The sequence below is a fragment of the Jatrophihabitans sp. genome, from assembly GCF_036389215.1.
Taxonomy (GTDB): domain Bacteria; phylum Actinomycetota; class Actinomycetes; order Mycobacteriales; family Jatrophihabitantaceae; genus Jatrophihabitans_A.
Genome location: NZ_DASVQG010000028.1, coordinates 1 through 16,425 on the forward strand (window position 1 = coordinate 1; position 16,425 = coordinate 16,425).

Below are 16,425 nucleotides of genomic sequence, written 5' to 3' on the forward strand. Positions count from 1 at the left end.
GGCACCGGCTACTCCAGCCTGTCCTACCTGCAGCGGTTGCCGGTGGGCGAGGTCAAGATCGACCGCTCCTTCGTGCAGGGGCTGTCCGGAGAGAACCGTGCCAGCACCCGCGCGCTGATCAAGACGATCATCGGCCTCGGTGCGGACCTGGACCTGCGGATCGTGGCCGAGGGCGTGGAGGACCTGGCGACCCTGGAGGAGCTGCGGGGGATGGGCTGCCAGGTGGCGCAGGGTTACTACATCAGCCGGCCGATGGCGGGTGCGGACCTGCGCGGCTGGCTGGGCCGGACCGCCGAGGCAGCTCCCCGGTTGCGACTGCTCAGCGTCGGCGGCTGAGGGTCGGTCTCACAGCTCTTCGCGCGAGCGCTCATCGCCGGCCGAGGCCCGCTCCTCGGCGCTGCGCGCCTGCGATGCTCCCTCAGGTCCTCCGCCGATCGGCGGCGCTGTAATACCCTCGCGCTTGTCCTAGCAACCGCCGACCGGACCGGACGGTTCTCGCCGTGAAGCCTCAGCGCCCGCAGCTCGGGCAGGCCTGGGCGATGCCTGAGGCCGAGACCGCGGCTGCGCCGGCCGACGCCGGCCGGACCGCGACGGCCGCGGTCGAGATCGTCGACGTCACCCCGGCCCGGGTACGCCGGCCCTGGGACCTGGTACGGCTGGCCGCCCTGGTCCTGGCCGGCCTGCTGCTGGTCGGCCTGGGGCTGATCGCCAGCGACACCACCCGCGGCGTCAACGACGACCTGGTGCGGTTGCTGGCCGACGTGCCGCCGCTGCTGCTGCGGATGCTGCGCACGCTGGCCGCCTTCGGCGCGCTGGCCGTTCCGCTGGCGTTCATGACCCGTGAGATCGTCCGGGGCCAGACCCGGCGGCTGATCGAGGCGCTGGTCACCGGCATGATCGCGATCGCGGTGGTCGACGTGCTGAACCGGCTCATCGTGGCCTTCGCCTCCGGGTCGCTTCATGCGGCACTGATCCGATCCGGCGCGGACGCCTCGGTCAAGCCGTTGGACACCTACCTCGCCGCGCTGCTGGCCTTCGTGGCGGTGGTCGGAGTGGCTCAGGACCCGCGCTGGCGCGCGCTGCTGGTGGCGGTCACCGGGCTGTACGTGGCCTCGGTCTTCACCGCCACCAGGGTGTCGCTGCTGTCGCTGATGCTGAGCCTGGTGATCGGGGCGACCGTCGGGATCGTGGTGCGCTACCTCGCCGGAACCCTCAACGAACGCCCCGACGCCCGGCAGATCGTGGCCGCGCTGGCCGGCCGCGGCATCGTGCTGCGCCGGCTGGAGCGGATCGCCTCGGGCCCGGGGGACCACCGCAACTACCTCGGCACCGACTCCGGGGGACGGCAGTTGCGGGTGCACGTGCTGGACCGGGACCTGATCGCCACCGGTGCGGTCTACAACACCTACCGGCTGGTCCGGATCCGCACCGAGATCGCCCCGTCACCGGCCCTGTCGCTGGAACGGGTGGCCGAGCACCGGTCGTTGCTGGCGATGGCGGCGGCGGCCACCGGCGTGGCGATGCCCAGGCTGCTGGCCGGGGTGCGGTGCGGGCCGGATGCGATCGCCCTGGTCTATGACCGGGTGACCGGCAGCCCGCTGGTGGAACCCACCGACCGCCAGCTGGACGAGCTGTGGGCCAGCGTGCTGAAGCTGCACCGCAGCCGGATCACCCATCGCGGCCTGCGGGCGGGGAACCTGCTGGTGGAGCCGGGCGGTGCGGTGCTGCTGCCCATCCCGCAGGACGGCACCGCCTTCGCCACCGACCTGCGGATCAACCTGGACCGGGCGGAGCTGCTGATCAGCACCGTGGGCCTGGTAGGCGTCCAGCGTGCGGTGCGCAGCGCCCGCGGGGTGCTCACCGACGACGAGCTGGCGGCCACCGTCGCGGTGCTGCAGCCGATCGTGCTGAGCCGGCAGGCCCGGGAGGCGCTGCGCGCGGATCCGGGCCTGGTCGAGGCGGTCCGGGAGGAGATCCAGGGCCAGACCCACCAGCAGCCGCCGGAGCCGGTCCGGGTGGAACGGGTCCGGCCGCGCACCATCATCTCGGTGGTGGCCGTCATCGTGGCCGGGTACCTGATCGTCGGCCAGCTCGGCTCGGTGGACCTGGTCACGGTGCTGGCCGGCGCCCGCTGGCAATGGCTGCCGCTGGTGCTGGTGGCCTCGGCGGCCACCTACCTGGCCGCGGCGCTGGCGCTGATCGGTTACGTGGGTGAACGGCTGTCCTTCGCCCGGACGGTGCTGGTGCAGCTGGCGGCCTCGTTCGCCGGTTTCGTGACCCCGCCCGCGGTGGGTGGCCTGGCGGTCAACATCCGGTACCTGCGCAAGGTGGGGCTCCCGACGGCCGGGGCCGCCGCCAGCGTCGGGATGGCCCAGCTGGTCAACGCCCTGTCCCATGTGGTGCTGCTGATCGCGTTCGCCGCGGCAACCGGGGTCTCGGCCCGGCACAGCGTGCCCATCCCGGGCTGGGCCTTCGGGGTGCTGGGTGCGCTGGGGGTGCTGATCTCGGTCGCGCTGGCAGTTCCGGCGGCCCGGCGGTGGCTGCTGGCCCGGCTGCTGCCGCCGCTGCACGAGGCGCTGCCGAGGCTGCTGTCGCTGCTGACCAGTCCCGTCAAGCTGGCAGAGGGGGTGCTCGGGGCGCTGCTGCTCAACGGCAGCTACATCGCGGCGCTGTGGTTCTCGGTGCACGCCTTCGACGGCGGGATCGCCCTGGCCCAGGTGGCGGTGGTGTACCTGGCCGGCGCCGCCATCGGGTCGGCCGCCCCGACGCCCGGCGGCCTGGGCGCGGTGGAGGTGGCCCTGGCGACCGGCCTGGCCGCGGCCGGCATGGCCAGCGCCGCGGCGATCAGCGCCGTGCTGCTGTTCCGGCTGGCCACTTTCTGGCTGCCGGTGCCGGCCGGATGGCTCGCCATGCAGTGGCTACAGCGTCAGGACACCTTGTAGACGCTATCTTCGTAGACGCAATCTTCGACTCGCCGCAGCGTTGAGACGAGGTGCAGTCGTGAGAACTGCAGTAGCCGGAGAGTCCGACGAGGTGATCGCGGCGGTCGAGGAACTCGCCGGCCGGCTGCGCGACCGCGGCGCCGAGATAGAGCAGGACCGCCGGCTGCCTGCCGACGTGGTCGCCGCACTGCGCCAGGCGCGGGTGTTCCAACTCTGGATGCCGCGCGAGCTCGGCGGCCTGGAGGCGGAGCCGGCGGCCGTGCTGCAGGTGGTGGAGACGCTGTCGGCGGCCGACGGCTCGACCGGCTGGTGCGCCGCCACGGGCCTGGCCAGCAATGTCGTCGGCGCGTTCGTCCCGGAGGCCGGCGCCCGGCAGCTGTACCCGACCGGGCAGGAGATGGCCGGTGGCGCGCTGATGCCCGGTGGCCGGGCCGATCCGCAGCCCGACGGCTCCTACCTGGTGGCGGGGACCTGGTCCTTCGGCAGCGGGGTGCAGCACTGCGACTGGGTGGTCGGCGGTGCCGTGGTCACCGGTGACGGGCCGCCCCAGCTCCGCGCGGTCGTGATGCCGGCAGCTGAGGTCGAGTTCCTCGACAACTGGGACGTCCTGGGGCTGCTGGGCACCGCCAGCGTGGACTTCCGGGCCGAGGGCATCCGGGTGCCCGCCGAGCACAGCCTCGTCCCGGACCGGGTCTCGCCGTGGCCGGCCGGCTCGATGTGGCGGGTGCCGCTGATGTCGCTGATCTTTCCGGTGCTCGCCGCGGTGCCGCTGGGCCTGGCCCGCCGGGCGGTCACCGAGCTCCGCGAGCTGGCGGTGGTCAAGACGCCGTTCCGGTCCGGCCGGCTGCTGGCCGACCGGGAGGTGGTGCAGGCCGGCCTGGCCCGGGCCACCGCGCTGATCGAGTCCGGTCACCACCACCTGACGGCGAGCATGCAGGCCCTGTGGCAGGCTGCCGCCGCCGGTTCGGCGCCCACCGTGGAGCAACGGGCCCACGCCCGGCTGGCCGCGGCGCACGCCACGGCGGGCGCGGCCGAGGCGGTGTTGCTGTGCTACCGCAGCGCAGGATCCACGGCGTTGTACGGCAGCAACCCGTTGCAGCGGCTGCTGCGCGATGTCAACACCGCCACCCAGCACTACGGGATCAGCGCGGCAGGTTATGAGCTGACCGGGCGGGCGCTGCTGGGAATGGAGCCGGATCCGGGTTTGTAGCGGCTCGGTGTCGTGATGCGGTGACACCCGCGCGCGGGGTTCCGACCCCCGTCGGTGGCAGCGTCCAGGCATGGCGAAAGCCGCTACGCCTTTCCTGCCACGGGGGAGACACGAAGGTTCAGCGGCTTTCGATTGGCTACTCTACGTAACATTGACGAGCTGTCAAGCCCCACTTTTCCGAGGGCCGGACGGATGGTCAGCGGAGGCTGGCGAACAGGTCCGGAACCGGCGGCCGGCCCGGCGTCCGGCCGGCTTCGATGTACCACTCGGCACCGAAAACCCGGCGGTAGAGGGGGCCGGGCAGCTTCAGGAAGAACGCCAGGGTGCGGGGGCCGGTGCCGCCGCCGGCCTGGCTGGCGTGCGCCTGCATCGACCGGCGCTTGGCACCGGTGAAGCCCCGCACGTCGATGCGGTGGGTAATCATCTTCCGGTCGCTGTAGCTGTGCCGCAGCCGGTCCGGAGCGAAGTCCGGCGGCAGCAGCCTGGTCCAGCGCACCAGCGACAGCGCCCGGATCAGCGCGGTCCGGTCGACGGTGGCCTCCAGGACCAGCCGGGTGCCGGCCAGCTCGGCGGCCCGGTGCCCGACCCGGTGCACCTGCACGTGGTCCGGGTGCCCGTAGCCGCCGTTGCGGTCATAGACCGTCAGGGCATCGGCCCGCTCTTCGCGCAGGATGGCGGCCAGTCGTGCGGCGGGCTCCTCGACCGGCATCGAGGCGAAGCCCTGGTGCTCGTTGCGCATTCCCGAGTCCGGGTAGTCCAGCCTGATCACCTTGGCGCAGCCCAGCGCCGCGGCCGACCGGTCCAGCTCGTCGGCCCGCCGGTCGCCCAGGTCGCGCGCCTCGCCGCTCGAACCGGTTCCGTCGCTCGAACCGGTTCCGTCGCTCAGGCCGGCCTCGCCGCGAGTGGCGACCACCAGGACGACCCGGTGGCCTTCGGCCGCGGCCCGGGCGAGGGTTCCCGCGGTCAGCAGCGCCTCGTCGTCCGGGTGGGCGTGGAAGGAGACCAGGCAGAAACTCATCTGGGGACGGGCGCGGCCATCGAACCAGGGATCGGCGGGGCGAGCCGGCCGGCCTGCCCGAAGGCGCGCTGGTACACCTGCTCGCAGGTCTGCAGCACGTGGTCCCAGCTGTAGTCCGCCTCGCCGCCCTCGGCGCCGGCCAGCTCGGCCCGGGCCGCCGGGGAGCGGGCCAGGCTCGCCAGGGCGGCGGCCAGCTCGTCGTCGCTGCGTACCAGCAGGCCGTTGCGCCCGTGCTCGATGAAATCCGACACCCCGGTCCCGGCGAAGGCCACCACCGGCAGGCCCGCGCAGCGGGCTTCCAGGGCGGCGATGCCGAAGGACTCGAGGGTCGCCGGTGAGACATACAGATCGGCGTCGGCGAACCGGTCGCGGATCGCCGGCTGGTCCAGCTGGCCGGTGAGCTCCACCCAGCCGGTCATCCGGTGCCGTTCCAGGTAGCTCAGCATCCCCTCGCGTTGCGGGCCGGCCCCGATGATCTGCACCTCGATCCTGATCTCGGCGGGCACCTGGGCCCGGACCGCGCGCAGCACCTTGAGCAATTGCAGCGGCCGCTTGCGGGCCGCCAGCCGCATCACGCTGACGATCACCACCCGCCGCGGGTCCCGGAGCCGGCGCGGCAGCTGCCACAGCTCGGGGCGGACGCCGTTGGCCAGCACCGAGATCTCGGTGCCCGGGCGCAGCACCTGCGACAGCGCGCCGGCCGCCGCGGTGCTCACCGCCGTCCAGGTGATCGGCCAGCGCCGCCAGTCCAGCGCGGCGTCGAAGCCCCGGAAGATCGGCGTGGCGTAGGACCACAGCGAGTGCAGCGTCGCCACCGTCGGCACGCCCGAGCCGCTCGCGGCGCCGGCTGCCAGATAGGCCATCGGCGAGAAGGTGGAGGCATGGATGTGCACCAGGTCATAGCCGCCCCGCGCCACCGCCTGGCGGCCGCGCAAGCTGGCCAGGTAGCGGATGGAACCCGGTCGCGAGCCGGCGCCGGCCGGCCTGATCACCGCGGGACCGTCCACGCCGGGGCTGACCAGGGCGGGGCTGACCAGGGCCGGGCTGTCCGGGGTCGGGCTGACCAGGGCGGGGCTGTCCGGGATCGGGCTGTCGGGGGTCGGGCGGTCCGCAGGCACTGCCGGCACCGAGGTGATCACCGACACCTGGTGCCCGGCGGCCAGCTGGGCGGTGGCCAGGCCGTGCACCTGGCGTTCGATACCACCCATCCGGGGGAGGTAGCAGTCGGTGACGTGCGCGATCCTCATCCGCACCGGCCGCCGGCCCGCCGGTTCCCGGTAGCTGACCAGAATCGCCGGCAACCGGCGGGTCGCCGGGCGGCTGCGGGCAGATCGGAGTCGGCTGACATTCAGGGAATGCTACTGATGCGGATTCCACCACGCGGACGGCTCGCGAGGATGATCTGTGCATTGACATCTTCTCCACATCTTCCAGTTCCTAGAGTGCCGGTTATGCGAATCTTGGTGGCTGAGGACGACGTCCGGATGGCAGCGATGCTGCGGCGCGGGCTCGGTGAGGACGGCTATGCCGTCGACGTGGTCGGCGATGGCCTGGAGGCACTGTGGCAGGCGACCGAGGTCGAGTACGACGCCATCGTGCTGGACCTGATGCTGCCCGGCGCTGACGGCTTCGAGGTGTGCCGGCGGCTACGGCAGGCCAACCGGTGGGCTCCGGTGCTGCTGCTCACCGCGCGGACCGACGTGCGCGACCGGATCACCGGCCTGGACAGCGGTGCCGACGACTACCTGGCCAAGCCGTTCAGCTTCAGCGAGCTGGCTGCCCGGCTGCGCGCGCTGATCCGGCGTGGCAGCCCGCGCCGGCCGACCGTGCTGAGCGCCGGCACGCTGCGGCTGGATCCCGCCGCCCGGCTGGCCTGGCGGGAGGACACGGTGCTGGAGCTGTCGGCCAAGGAATTCGCGTTGCTCGAACTTTTCCTGCGACACCCCGGTGAGGTGCTCAGCCGTGCCAGGATTCTGGAGCACGTCTGGGACTTCGCCTATGAAGGGGTGAGCAACGTGGTGGACCAGTACGTCGCCTACCTGCGGCGCAAGATCGACCGCCCGTTCGGGATCGAGCAGCTGGAGACGGTGCGCGGCGCCGGCTACCGGCTGCTGGCCAACGCCAGATCCAGCACCGTCGACGTGGCAGGTTAGCTCACCCGGTGCCGATCCGGCTCAAGCTTGCCCTGCAGTTCAGCGCCGTCACCCTGCTCCTGCTGCTCGGAGTGGGCGCGCTCTTCGGGATGGACCTGCGCACCGACCTGCAGCGCAGCATGGACGCCGAACTGCGCGCGCATGCCGATGACCTGATCGCCCAGCTCGACACCGCGGGCGGCACAGCCGTCCCCGGGCGCCGGCTGCGGCTGCCCGCCGGCAGCTACGGGCAGGTCCTCGACAGCGCCGGCCGGCTGGTGCAGTCCACCGAGGACGCCCGCTCGCATCCGCTGCTCACCGTGGCCCAGGTGGCTGCGGCCGGTCGCGGCCAGCAGCTCTTCGACGGCGTGATGCAGCCCGACCAGCACGGCCAGGCACCTGTCCGGCAGGAACAGGTACGCATCCTGTCCGGGCCCACCGGGCGGCCCGGGCTCGTGATCGCGGTCGCGACCAGCCGGGAGGTGCTGGACGAGGCCACCGAGCGGGCCGCCGCGCAGTTGCTGCTGATCGGCTCGATCGTGTTGCTGCTGGCCGGTCCCGGCGCCTGGCTGCTGGCCCGGGCGGCGCTGCGGCCGGTGGAGCGGATGCGCGCCCAGGCCGCCGACCTCCAGGCCAGCGACGCCGGCGCCGGCCTGTCGGTACCAGGCGGGCGGGACGAGATCTCCCGGCTGGGCGACACCCTGAACGCGCTGCTCGGCCGGCTGCACGCGGCCTACGAGCGGGAGCGCGCCTTCGTCGCCGACGCCGGCCACGAGCTGCGCACCCCGCTGACCGTGCTGCGCGGCGAACTCGAACTGGCCCGCCGGCCCGGCCGCAGCTCCGAGCAGCTGGCCGCCACGGTGGAGGTCGCGGCCGAACAGACCGAGCGGCTGATCAGGCTCGCCGAGGACCTGCTGGTGCTCGACCGGGACGAGCACGAGACCGCGAGATTCGTCCGGTTCGACCTGGTCGAGCTGGCAGAGCAGTCCCGGTCGGCGGCGCTGGCCGCAGCGCGGTCCCAGCCGGTCAGCATCGTGGTGCAGGCACCGGCGAGGCCGGTGCCGGTCTGTGGCGACCCGAACCGCATCCGGCGGGCCCTGGACAACGTGGTCGCCAACGCCCTGCGGTTCTCACCGGCCGGTGGCCGCATCGTGATCGAGGTGGCCGAGTCCTCCGCCGATGCCGAGTTGGTGGTGACCGACCAGGGGCCGGGCTTCGCGCCGGACTTCCTGCCGGTCGCCTTCGAGCGATTCCGCCGCCACGACCCGGCCCGCACCCGCATCGAGCAGAACGGCGGCGAGCAGGCCGGCACCGGCCTGGGCCTGGCGATCGCGCGCAGCGTGATGCGGGCACACTCGGGTAGCGCCACGGCAGCCAATCTCGAGGGCTCGTCCGGAGCACGGGTTACCCTTCGCTGGCCGACCGGAACAAGGTCGTCCTGAGCCGCTGGGCAGACCCGGAACGGAGCCCGAGCATTGTCCGTGGACTGGCTCGTCGTCCTGCTGAGCCTGGGGGCAGCTCTCGCCTTCGCCATCTCCACCAATCTCAAGCATTCCAGCGCGGCCCAGGTGCCCTACGTCAGCCGGCTGCGGGTCGGCGCGGTGGCTCGCTTCGTCACGGCCACCCTCAGCCACCGGTTGTGGCTGGCCGGCATCGTCACCGACGCGATCGGGCTGAGCCTGCAGGTGCTTGCCCTGCACCTCGGCGCGCTGGCGGTGGTGCAGCCGCTGCTGATCAGCGGGCTGCTGTTCTCGCTGCTGCTGCGCCGGCGGCAGGGCCGGCCGGTGACCGGGGCCGAGGTCCGGTGGGCGCTGGTGCTGACCGGCTGCCTGGTCGGCTTCCTGTCCCTGGCCGGTACCAACCCGGGCGCCGGCGGGGACGGCCCGGACCGGCTGCCGGCCGTGGTGGCCGCCGCGGCCGGGGTGGGGTTGGCGCTGGCCTGCCTGGTGCTGGCCCACCGCCGCCGTCCCGCGGCCGATGCCGCCGCCCTGATCGGAGTGGCGGTCGGTGTCGTGTACGCAGCGACCGCCGCGCTGCTCAAGGGCCTGACCGACCGGGCGGTGCACGGGCCGCTGGTGGCGCTGACCAGCTGGCAGCTCTACACCGTGGTGGTGGTCGGGGCGATCGGGTTGTTCCTGAGCCAGCTGGCCTTCCAGGCCGGCCCGCTGACCGCCAGCCTGCCCGCGATCGCCACCGTGGACCCGCTGCTGAGCATCGTGGTCGGCGTGCTGGTCTATGACGAGCACATCCATCGTGGCCCGTGGTCCGGGCTCGGCCTGGTCGTGCTGATGGCGTTGCTGGGAGCCTCGGTCATCCAGCTCGGCAAGGTCGACACCGACAGGCCGGTGCCACAGCGGGTGTCCGGCGGCCGGCCACGCTGATCCCCGGCCCGGCCACCCCCGCCCCGGCCATCCCCGCCCCGGCCATCCCCGCCCCGGCCAGCTCCGCCCCGGCCGTCCCCGCCCCGGCCGTCCCCGGCGAACCCGCCCGTCCCGCAGCCGGGCCGGTAGGGCAGGATCGACGGGCGGCCGGGGGAGCGCGTACACATGTCAACCGCTGAAGTATCGGTACTCGGCAGTACCGGGTACCCAGCAAGCACCGGGAGCCTGAGTGACCGACGCGGCGATGGCTGACCTGCTGCGCGCGGAACAGGCCGAGCTCGACATCCGCTACGCCCGCCTGGACGAGCTGCGGGCCGAGACCGCCCGCACGCTGGCTCAGCTGCGCAGCTCCGGTACCGCCGGCACCCCGGCCGCCCGCGTCGAGCGCGACGCCTTCCTGGCGCTCAACGCCCAGAACCAGCAGCGGCTGGCAGCGGTCGAGGAGCGGCTGTGCATCGGCCGGCTCAACATGGCCGACGGAACCGATCGCTACGTGGGCCGGATCGGGCTGACCGACCGCGACGGCGTCCGGCTGCTGCTGGATTGGCGGGCGCCGGCCGCGCAACCGTTCTACCGGGCCACCCCGGCGGTGCCCGACGGCGTGGTCAGCCGGCGGCACCTGAGCACCGCCGGCCGCAGGGTCACCGGGATCTCCGACGAGGTGCTGGACCTGGACCGGTTCACCGCCTCGCACGCCAGCACCGCGACGCTGTCGGCCGAGGGCGCCCTGATGCTGGCGCTGAACGCCCACCGGACCGGGCGGATGCGCGACATCGTGGCGACCATCCAGGCCGAGCAGGACGAGATCATCCGGGCTCCGCTGGCCGGCGTCCTGGTGGTGCAGGGTGGGCCGGGCACCGGCAAGACGGTGGTGGCGCTGCACCGGGCGGCCTACCTGCTGTACGCCCACCGCGACCGGCTGGCCCGCAGCGGGGTGCTGGTGGTCGGTCCCAACGCCCGGTTCCTGCGCTACATCGAGCAGGTGCTGCCCAGTCTCGGCGAGACCGGCGTGGTGCTGGCCACCGCCGGCCAGCTGTTTCCCGGGGTCGATGCCCAGGGCGTGGACAGCCCGGAGGCGGCGCTGGTCAAGGGCGACCTGCGGATGGCCCGGCTGCTGGCGGCGGCGGTGAAGGCCCGGCAGCGGGTACCGGCCGGGCCGGTGCGCCTGGATGTCGAGGGCAGCACGATCACCCTGTACCCGGGCGATGTCGAGCAGGCGCGCAGCCGGGCGCAGCAGTCGCGCAAACCGCACAACGTGGCCCGGGTCCGGTTCGCCGGCGACCTGCTGGAGCGGCTGGCGGGGCGGCTGGCCAAGGTGCTGAAAACCGACCTGGACGCCGACAGCAGGCCGGAGCTGATCAACGCCCTGCGCAATTCCGCCGACGTCCGCCGCGAGATCAACCTGTGCTGGATGCCGCTGACCGCCGAGCGGCTGCTGCGCGACCTGTATGCCGACGCCGAGGCGCTCGGCCGGCTGACGCCGCGGCTGTCCGCCGCCGAGCGCCAGGCGCTGCAACGGCCCCGATCGGCGCCGTGGACGCCCGCCGACGTCGCGCTGCTGGACGAGGCGGCCGAGCTGCTGGGCGCGGACGAGGCCCAACTGGACGAGGCGGGCAGGGTCGCGGCGGCCGAGCGGGCACACGAGGTCGAGTACGCCGGCCGGGTGCTGGACATGATCGCCGACATGGAGCCCGACGCGCCCCGGATGACGACCGCCGACGCCCTGGCCCAGCGGTACGAGGCGACGGCGGATCGGCGGGTGCTGGTCGACGAGGCGGCCAGTGACCGGAGCTGGGCCTTCGGGCACGTGGTGGTCGACGAGGCGCAGGAGCTGTCGGCCATGCAATGGCGGGTCCTGATGCGCCGCTGCCCGTCACGGTCGATGACGGTGGTGGGCGACACCGCCCAGACCGGCTCGCCGGCCGGTGCCAGCTCCTGGGGCCGGATGCTCGATTCCTACGTCGGGGGCCGCTGGCGGCTGGCGGAGCTGACGGTGAACTACCGCACCCCGGGGCGGATCATGCAGGTGGCCACCCAGGCGCTGGCCGAATCCGGCATCAAGCCCAGCACCATGACCTCGGCACGCCCCGGGGACTGGCCGCCGACCGCCGAACGGGTCACCGGCGAGCTGGCAGCCACGCTGATCCGGACCGTGACGGCCGAACTCGCCGCGCTGGGGGACGGCCGGCTGGCGGTGATCGTCGCCGCGCAGGCGCAGCCGGAACTCGCCAGGGCACTCAGCGGGCAGCCCGGGGCCGGCGAGCAGGTGGTGGTGCTGTCCCCGGCGCAGTGCAAGGGACTGGAGTTCGACGTGGTGGTACTGGTCGAACCGGCCGCGATCCTGGCCGGCTCCCCCCGGGGACCCAGTGACCTGTACGTGGCGATGACCCGGTCCACCCAGCGGTTGCGGATCCTGCACCAGCAGCCGTTGCCGGCGGCGCTGACCGGGCTGGCAACACCGGAGCAGGCCGGCCGCACCCCGCGGTAACGCCAGTTACCGCAGGGCACGGATCCGGGAGGCGGCCAGGGCTCAGATCGCCAGTCGCTGGCCTACGTAGATCAGGTTGGGGTTGTGGATGCCCGGGTTCATCCGGACGATCGTGGGCCAACCGCCGGGCACGTGGTAGGCCGCCGCGATCTTGTACAGGGTGTCGCCGGAGCGAACCGTGTAGACACGGGTGGAACGCGCCGGAGCCGGCTTCCTGACGACCGGCCGGGCCGGAGCCGTCCGGGTGGTCACCGGCCGGACGGTGTAGCTGGTCAGGTACCTGCCGCACACCGGCCAGGCACCGATCCCCTGACCGCGCAGGGTCCGCTCGGCGATCACGATCTGCTGGGCCTTGGTGGCCAGGTCGGCCCGGCGCGCGTAGGCGCCGCCGCCGTAGGCAAGCCAGGTGCTGTAGCTGAACTGCAGGCCCCCGTAGTAGCCGTTGCCGGTGTTGATGTGCCAGTTGCCGCTGGACTCACACCGTGCGACCCCGTCCCAGTTGTGGGCCGTCGCGGCGTTGGCGGTGCCGCCGAACGCGGTCAACGTGAGTGCCGCGGCCGCGGTGACGGACCCGGCCAGGGCGAGGTGCGCGCGGCCGGCGGGCTTGGCTGAGACAGGTGTGGCCGCCCGGTGGCAGCCGACATACTTTCGTGCGGACATGGATCCTCCCGATCCACCGCCTGCGGGGTTAGCTGTCGGATTCGGACGATCGGTGTCCGGCCGGAGCGATCCCGGCTTTACCCCAAGACGCGCGAGGCGTCACATGTGGGTTCCCCGCCCCCGTCTTTCGAGATCTCTCCTGGGGCGACCGGCAGACGGGGCTCAACGGACCGGTTTCGCCACACCTGCCTTGCCGAGGTGCCTGGCAACCCTAACCGATGGGTGGGCCGGCGCCAGACCCGGCGACCAGCACTGTGGACAAGTGCCAGTTTCGGCCTCACTTCAACTGGCCGACCCCGTAAGAAATCACCAGCACCGAGAGCACCAGCGCCGACACCGACTCCAGCCCCATGAGGATCTTGGCGCGGGGCGACAGCGGCATCGTGTCGGTCGGGCTGAACGCCGAGGAATTGGTCACCGAGACGTAGAGGTAGTCGATGAATCCCGGTGCCCATCCCGACTTCTCCGAGGACCGCTTGGCGACCTCACCGACGGCGTCGTGGTCCTCGTCCTGCGGAAACCGGAAGTCGGCGATCGGCAGCCGCGGCCGGGCGACCTGGGTCCGGCTGACCGGGCCGCCACGGTCGAGCTCCCAGTAGGCCAGCGCGAACACCAGGACGTTGGTGAGCCACACCTGGCCGGCCGCCATCAGCAGGGTGGCCGGATCGTCCTGGCCGTGGCCGCCGACCAGCTGGCGGATCAGCAGCACCAGGGCCACCCCGTTGCTGGCCGCGATGAGCAGCACCAAGGCGATCGCCAGCCGGCGCAGCTCCCGGTTGCCACGGGTCATCCGGCGCGGGTTGGCGGCTACCAGCGGGATGAACAGCAGCAGCTCCAATCCCGGGACGGCCAGCCTGGGCACGATCAGCAGCTTGTTGGGCAGCAGGCTGTAGAGGGCGATGGCGACCAGCACCGCGAGGGCGGCGGGCAGCCGGGGCTCACCCGGATGACGCTGGTGCTTACGCTCGGTGGCCGCCACCCGGTATTGATATGCCATCACCGCCGCCGAAGGCGGCAGGCACGGCGAGCTAGGGTGCAAGGATGTCTGTCCTCACCCGGGCCGCGCTGCTCGGCCTCGCCACCGGCGCTCGGAGCACCTCCGGCCTCGCCGCGCTCGCCCTGACCACCAGCTCCGGAATTCTGGGCAACCGGTGGGCCCGTCGGCTGTCCGGGGTTGCCGCTGCGGGTGAGTTCGTCGGCGACAAGCTGCCGCAGACGCCCAGCCGGTTGCAGCCGGAAGGGCTGGCGCCGCGGCTGATCCTCGGCGCCGTGACCGGCGCCCTGCTGACCCGCCGGGAGGGCGGCAGCCGCAACCGGGCGTTGCAGGCCGGCGCGCTCGGGCTGCTCGGCGCCACGGCGGGCAGCCAGCTCGGGGTGTCCTGGCGGCAGCTGGCGGCCCGGCGGTTCGGCCGGGATGTGCCCGGCGCGCTGATCGAGGACGCCTGGGCCGCGGCCGCGGCGCGCTACGCCAGCCGGCGCCGCTGAAACGCTGCCCTGAACGCTGCCCAGAAACGCTGCCTCAGTCGCAGCCCTGGGTGCTGACCGCCGCGGTCGCGGTCCGGCCGGCCCGCAGGTCCGGGGCGACCTCGGCGGCGGTCAGCACGTAGCCGACCTCGGACTGGTCCACGCTGGCGGCGAAGACCACCCCGTAGACCTGGCCGGTGGTGCTCAGCAACGGGCCGCCCGAGTTGCCCGGCCGGACCCGGCCGCGGACGGTGTAGACCTGCCGGGTGACGGTGCGGTCCTGGTAGATGTTCGGGCCGGTGACCTTGGTCCGGGCGGCGATCCGGGCCGGCAACGCGGTGAACGGGCCGTTCTCCGGATAGCCGGCGACCACGGCGGCGGTGCCGCTGGCCGCGGGCCCGGCGATGCTCAACGGCCGCCGGTTCAGCCCCGGCACCGACAGCACCGCGATGTCGCGGTTGGGGTCGTACAGCACCACCCGGGCCGCCAGCGTGCTGCCGCCGGATGCGGTGACGTGCGGGTTGCCCACCCCGGCCAGCACGTGGGCGTTGGTCATCACCCGGTCGGGAGCGAAGACGAAACCGGTGCCCTCGATGGACCGCCGGCAGGACGGCGCGGTGCCGGTGATCTTGACGATCGATGATGCGGCCACCCGGACCGCGGCCGGCACCACCGCCGGATCGGGCGGGGCCACCGACGGGGCCAGCAGGGTGGCGAACGGTCCGGAGACCGCGGGCAGGTCGTGCTGCTGCAACTGCCGGAGCAGGCTGGCGACGACCCGCTGGCCCTCGCCCGGAACCATCCGGTCGATGGTGTGCAGCACCAGGCTGCGATGGATCTGGCGCGCCACCGCGGGAGCCGGCGCGTAGGCCAGTGCCAGGGCCAGCAACCAGGCCAGCGTCAGCAGGGTCGCGACCGACACCACCGCGCCGCCGACGCCGTCCGCGGGCCCCAGCACCGTCCGGGCGATCTGGGCGCGCAGCCGGCCGCCGATGGCCTGGCCGATCAGGTGCCCGATGGTGGCCAAGGCGAACACCGCGATCAGCGTGACCGCGCGCTGGCCGAGTGCCTGGTCGGCCGATCCGGGGTCACTGGGCGCCTTGAGCAAGGTCCGGGCGATGGCCGGTGCGAACTGGACGCCGAGCGCGGCGCCGGCGATGAAACCGGCGAACGACGTGATCGAGCAGATCAGGCCGCGGCGGTAACCGGCCAGCGCCGACAGCACGGCCAGCGCCACCAGCACCACGTCCAGCAGATCTCCATGCATCTGCCAGATAGTGCTCTACCGGGCTGTGGGCGGCGACCCAGCCCGCTTCGCCGCGCCGGGCCGTCCGGACCCGACGCCGGACCCCCGACGCCGGACCCCGACGCCGGACCCGACGCCGGACCCCCGACGCCGGACCCCCGACGCCGGACCTAGAGCCGGACCCGACGCCGAGCCCAACCGTCGATGCCCCGCCCGACCCCTAGGGATGTCCGTGATCGGTGGCCGCCCAGCCGAGCTCCGTCCGGCGAGTCGCCCTGCCCGGCGGCCAACGATCGGGAGCGAGCCAGCGGTAGCGTGCCCAGCGCACCTAGAGTCGGGGAATGGAGTACACCAAGCTCGGCTCGACCGGACTGGACGTCTCGCGGATCTGCCTGGGGTGCATGAGCTTCGGGGTTCCCGAGCGCGGCAACCACGAATGGACCCTGGACGAGGAGCGCAGCCGCCCGCTGATCCGGAGTGCCATCGAGGCCGGCGTCAACTTCTTCGACACCGCCAACGTCTACTCCGACGGCACCAGCGAGGAGATCGTCGGCCGGGCGCTGCGCGAGTTCGGCAACCGGGACGAGATCGTGCTGGCCACCAAGGTGCACGGCCGGATGCGTCCCGGCCCGAACGGCGCCGGCCTGTCGCGCAAGGCGATCATGGCCGAACTCGATGCCAGCCTGCGCCGGCTCGGGGTGGACTACGTGGACCTGTACCAGATCCACCGGTGGGACGACAACACCCCGATCGAGGAGACCATGGCCGCGCTGCACGACCTGGTCAAGGCCGGCAAGGTGCGTTACCTCGGCGCCTCGTCGATGTATGCCTGGCAGTTCTCCAAGGCCCAGTACCTGGCCGAGCGGCACGGCTGGACCCGGTTC

General features: G+C 73.1%; 14 protein-coding genes and 1 riboswitch. Of the genes, 9 read left to right on the forward strand and 5 right to left on the reverse strand.

The window, feature by feature from the left end:
* From VF542_RS01105 to VF542_RS01115, 3 genes are all read left to right on the forward strand, one after another.
* A partial coding sequence (locus VF542_RS01105) for an EAL domain-containing protein (RefSeq protein WP_408649861.1) occupies positions 1–336 on the forward strand: 336 nt, incomplete at its 5' end.
* Positions 337–500: 164 nt separating this feature from the next.
* Positions 501–2,942, forward strand: a complete 2,442-nt coding sequence (locus tag VF542_RS01110; protein WP_408649862.1) for a lysylphosphatidylglycerol synthase domain-containing protein — start codon at positions 501–503, stop codon at positions 2,940–2,942.
* A 58-nt stretch (positions 2,943–3,000) separates the two neighbouring features.
* On the forward strand, positions 3,001–4,152 hold the full coding sequence (locus VF542_RS01115; protein WP_408649863.1) for an acyl-CoA dehydrogenase family protein: 1,152 nt from the start codon (positions 3,001–3,003) through the stop codon (positions 4,150–4,152).
* 196 nt (positions 4,153–4,348) lie between these two features.
* On the opposite strand, the gene VF542_RS01120 is transcribed toward VF542_RS01115, so the two are convergent.
* Positions 4,349–5,170, reverse strand: coding sequence for a PIG-L deacetylase family protein (locus VF542_RS01120; RefSeq protein ID WP_408649864.1), 822 nt, complete (start codon positions 5,168–5,170; stop codon positions 4,349–4,351).
* Complete coding sequence (locus VF542_RS01125; RefSeq protein WP_408649865.1) at positions 5,167–6,471, reverse strand: glycosyltransferase family 4 protein; 1,305 nt, start codon at positions 6,469–6,471, stop codon at positions 5,167–5,169. Before VF542_RS01125 ends, VF542_RS01120 begins: the two co-directional genes overlap by 4 nt.
* A 150-nt stretch (positions 6,472–6,621) precedes the next feature.
* Between VF542_RS01125 and VF542_RS01130 the strand changes: the two genes are divergently transcribed.
* The 4 genes from VF542_RS01130 to VF542_RS01145 all read left to right on the forward strand — a co-directional run bounded on the left by VF542_RS01130 (position 6,622) and on the right by VF542_RS01145 (position 12,171).
* Positions 6,622–7,323: a response regulator transcription factor gene (locus tag VF542_RS01130; RefSeq protein WP_408649866.1), complete on the forward strand. Its 702-nt coding sequence runs from the start codon at positions 6,622–6,624 to the stop codon at positions 7,321–7,323.
* Between the two features lie 8 nt (positions 7,324–7,331).
* Complete coding sequence (locus VF542_RS01135; protein WP_408649867.1) at positions 7,332–8,744, forward strand: sensor histidine kinase; 1,413 nt, start codon at positions 7,332–7,334, stop codon at positions 8,742–8,744.
* Positions 8,745–8,783: 39 nt separating this feature from the next.
* Positions 8,784–9,683 carry a DMT family transporter gene (locus VF542_RS01140; RefSeq protein ID WP_408649868.1) on the forward strand — a complete coding sequence of 300 codons (900 nt, stop codon included), beginning with the start codon at positions 8,784–8,786 and terminating at the stop codon, positions 9,681–9,683.
* A 229-nt stretch (positions 9,684–9,912) separates the two neighbouring features.
* Positions 9,913–12,171 (forward strand): HelD family protein, encoded by a 2,259-nt coding sequence (locus VF542_RS01145; protein WP_408649869.1) that lies wholly within the window; start codon positions 9,913–9,915, stop codon positions 12,169–12,171.
* Between the two features lie 42 nt (positions 12,172–12,213).
* On the opposite strand, the gene VF542_RS01150 is transcribed toward VF542_RS01145, so the two are convergent.
* Both VF542_RS01150 and VF542_RS01155 read right to left on the reverse strand, forming a co-directional pair.
* The gene (locus VF542_RS01150) at positions 12,214–12,831 is read right to left on the reverse strand and encodes a transglycosylase family protein (RefSeq protein ID WP_408649870.1); all 618 of its coding nucleotides are present in this window, start codon (positions 12,829–12,831) and stop codon (positions 12,214–12,216) included.
* Between the two features lie 2 nt (positions 12,832–12,833).
* A riboswitch (cyclic di-AMP (ydaO/yuaA leader) is annotated at positions 12,834–12,988 on the reverse strand.
* Between the two features lie 120 nt (positions 12,989–13,108).
* Positions 13,109–13,828 (reverse strand): hypothetical protein, encoded by a 720-nt coding sequence (locus VF542_RS01155; RefSeq protein WP_408649871.1) that lies wholly within the window; start codon positions 13,826–13,828, stop codon positions 13,109–13,111.
* A gap of 44 nt (positions 13,829–13,872) precedes the next feature.
* On the opposite strand from VF542_RS01155, the gene VF542_RS01160 reads away from it, so the two are divergent.
* Positions 13,873–14,316, forward strand: coding sequence for a DUF4126 domain-containing protein (locus VF542_RS01160; protein WP_408649872.1), 444 nt, complete (start codon positions 13,873–13,875; stop codon positions 14,314–14,316).
* 34 nt (positions 14,317–14,350) lie between these two features.
* On the opposite strand, the gene VF542_RS01165 is transcribed toward VF542_RS01160, so the two are convergent.
* Positions 14,351–15,562: a MarP family serine protease gene (locus tag VF542_RS01165; RefSeq protein WP_408649873.1), complete on the reverse strand. Its 1,212-nt coding sequence runs from the start codon at positions 15,560–15,562 to the stop codon at positions 14,351–14,353.
* A 320-nt stretch (positions 15,563–15,882) separates the two neighbouring features.
* On the opposite strand from VF542_RS01165, the gene VF542_RS01170 reads away from it, so the two are divergent.
* The coding region (locus VF542_RS01170; protein ID WP_408649874.1) for an aldo/keto reductase at positions 15,883–16,425 on the forward strand (543 nt) is incomplete at its 3' end.

Excerpts from the sequence above, each read along its gene's own strand:
- VF542_RS01120 (WP_408649864.1), bottom strand. The coding sequence starts at position 5,170 with ATGAGTTTCTGCCTGGTCTCCTTCCACGCCCACCCGGACGACGAGGCG.
- VF542_RS01155 (WP_408649871.1), bottom strand. The coding sequence starts at position 13,828 with ATGGCATATCAATACCGGGTGGCGGCCACCGAGCGTAAGCACCAGCGT.
- VF542_RS01160 (WP_408649872.1), top strand. The coding sequence starts at position 13,873 with ATGTCTGTCCTCACCCGGGCCGCGCTGCTCGGCCTCGCCACCGGCGCT.
- VF542_RS01130 (WP_408649866.1), top strand. The coding sequence starts at position 6,622 with ATGCGAATCTTGGTGGCTGAGGACGACGTCCGGATGGCAGCGATGCTG.
- VF542_RS01165 (WP_408649873.1), bottom strand. The coding sequence starts at position 15,562 with ATGCATGGAGATCTGCTGGACGTGGTGCTGGTGGCGCTGGCCGTGCTG.
- VF542_RS01150 (WP_408649870.1), bottom strand. The coding sequence starts at position 12,831 with ATGTCCGCACGAAAGTATGTCGGCTGCCACCGGGCGGCCACACCTGTC.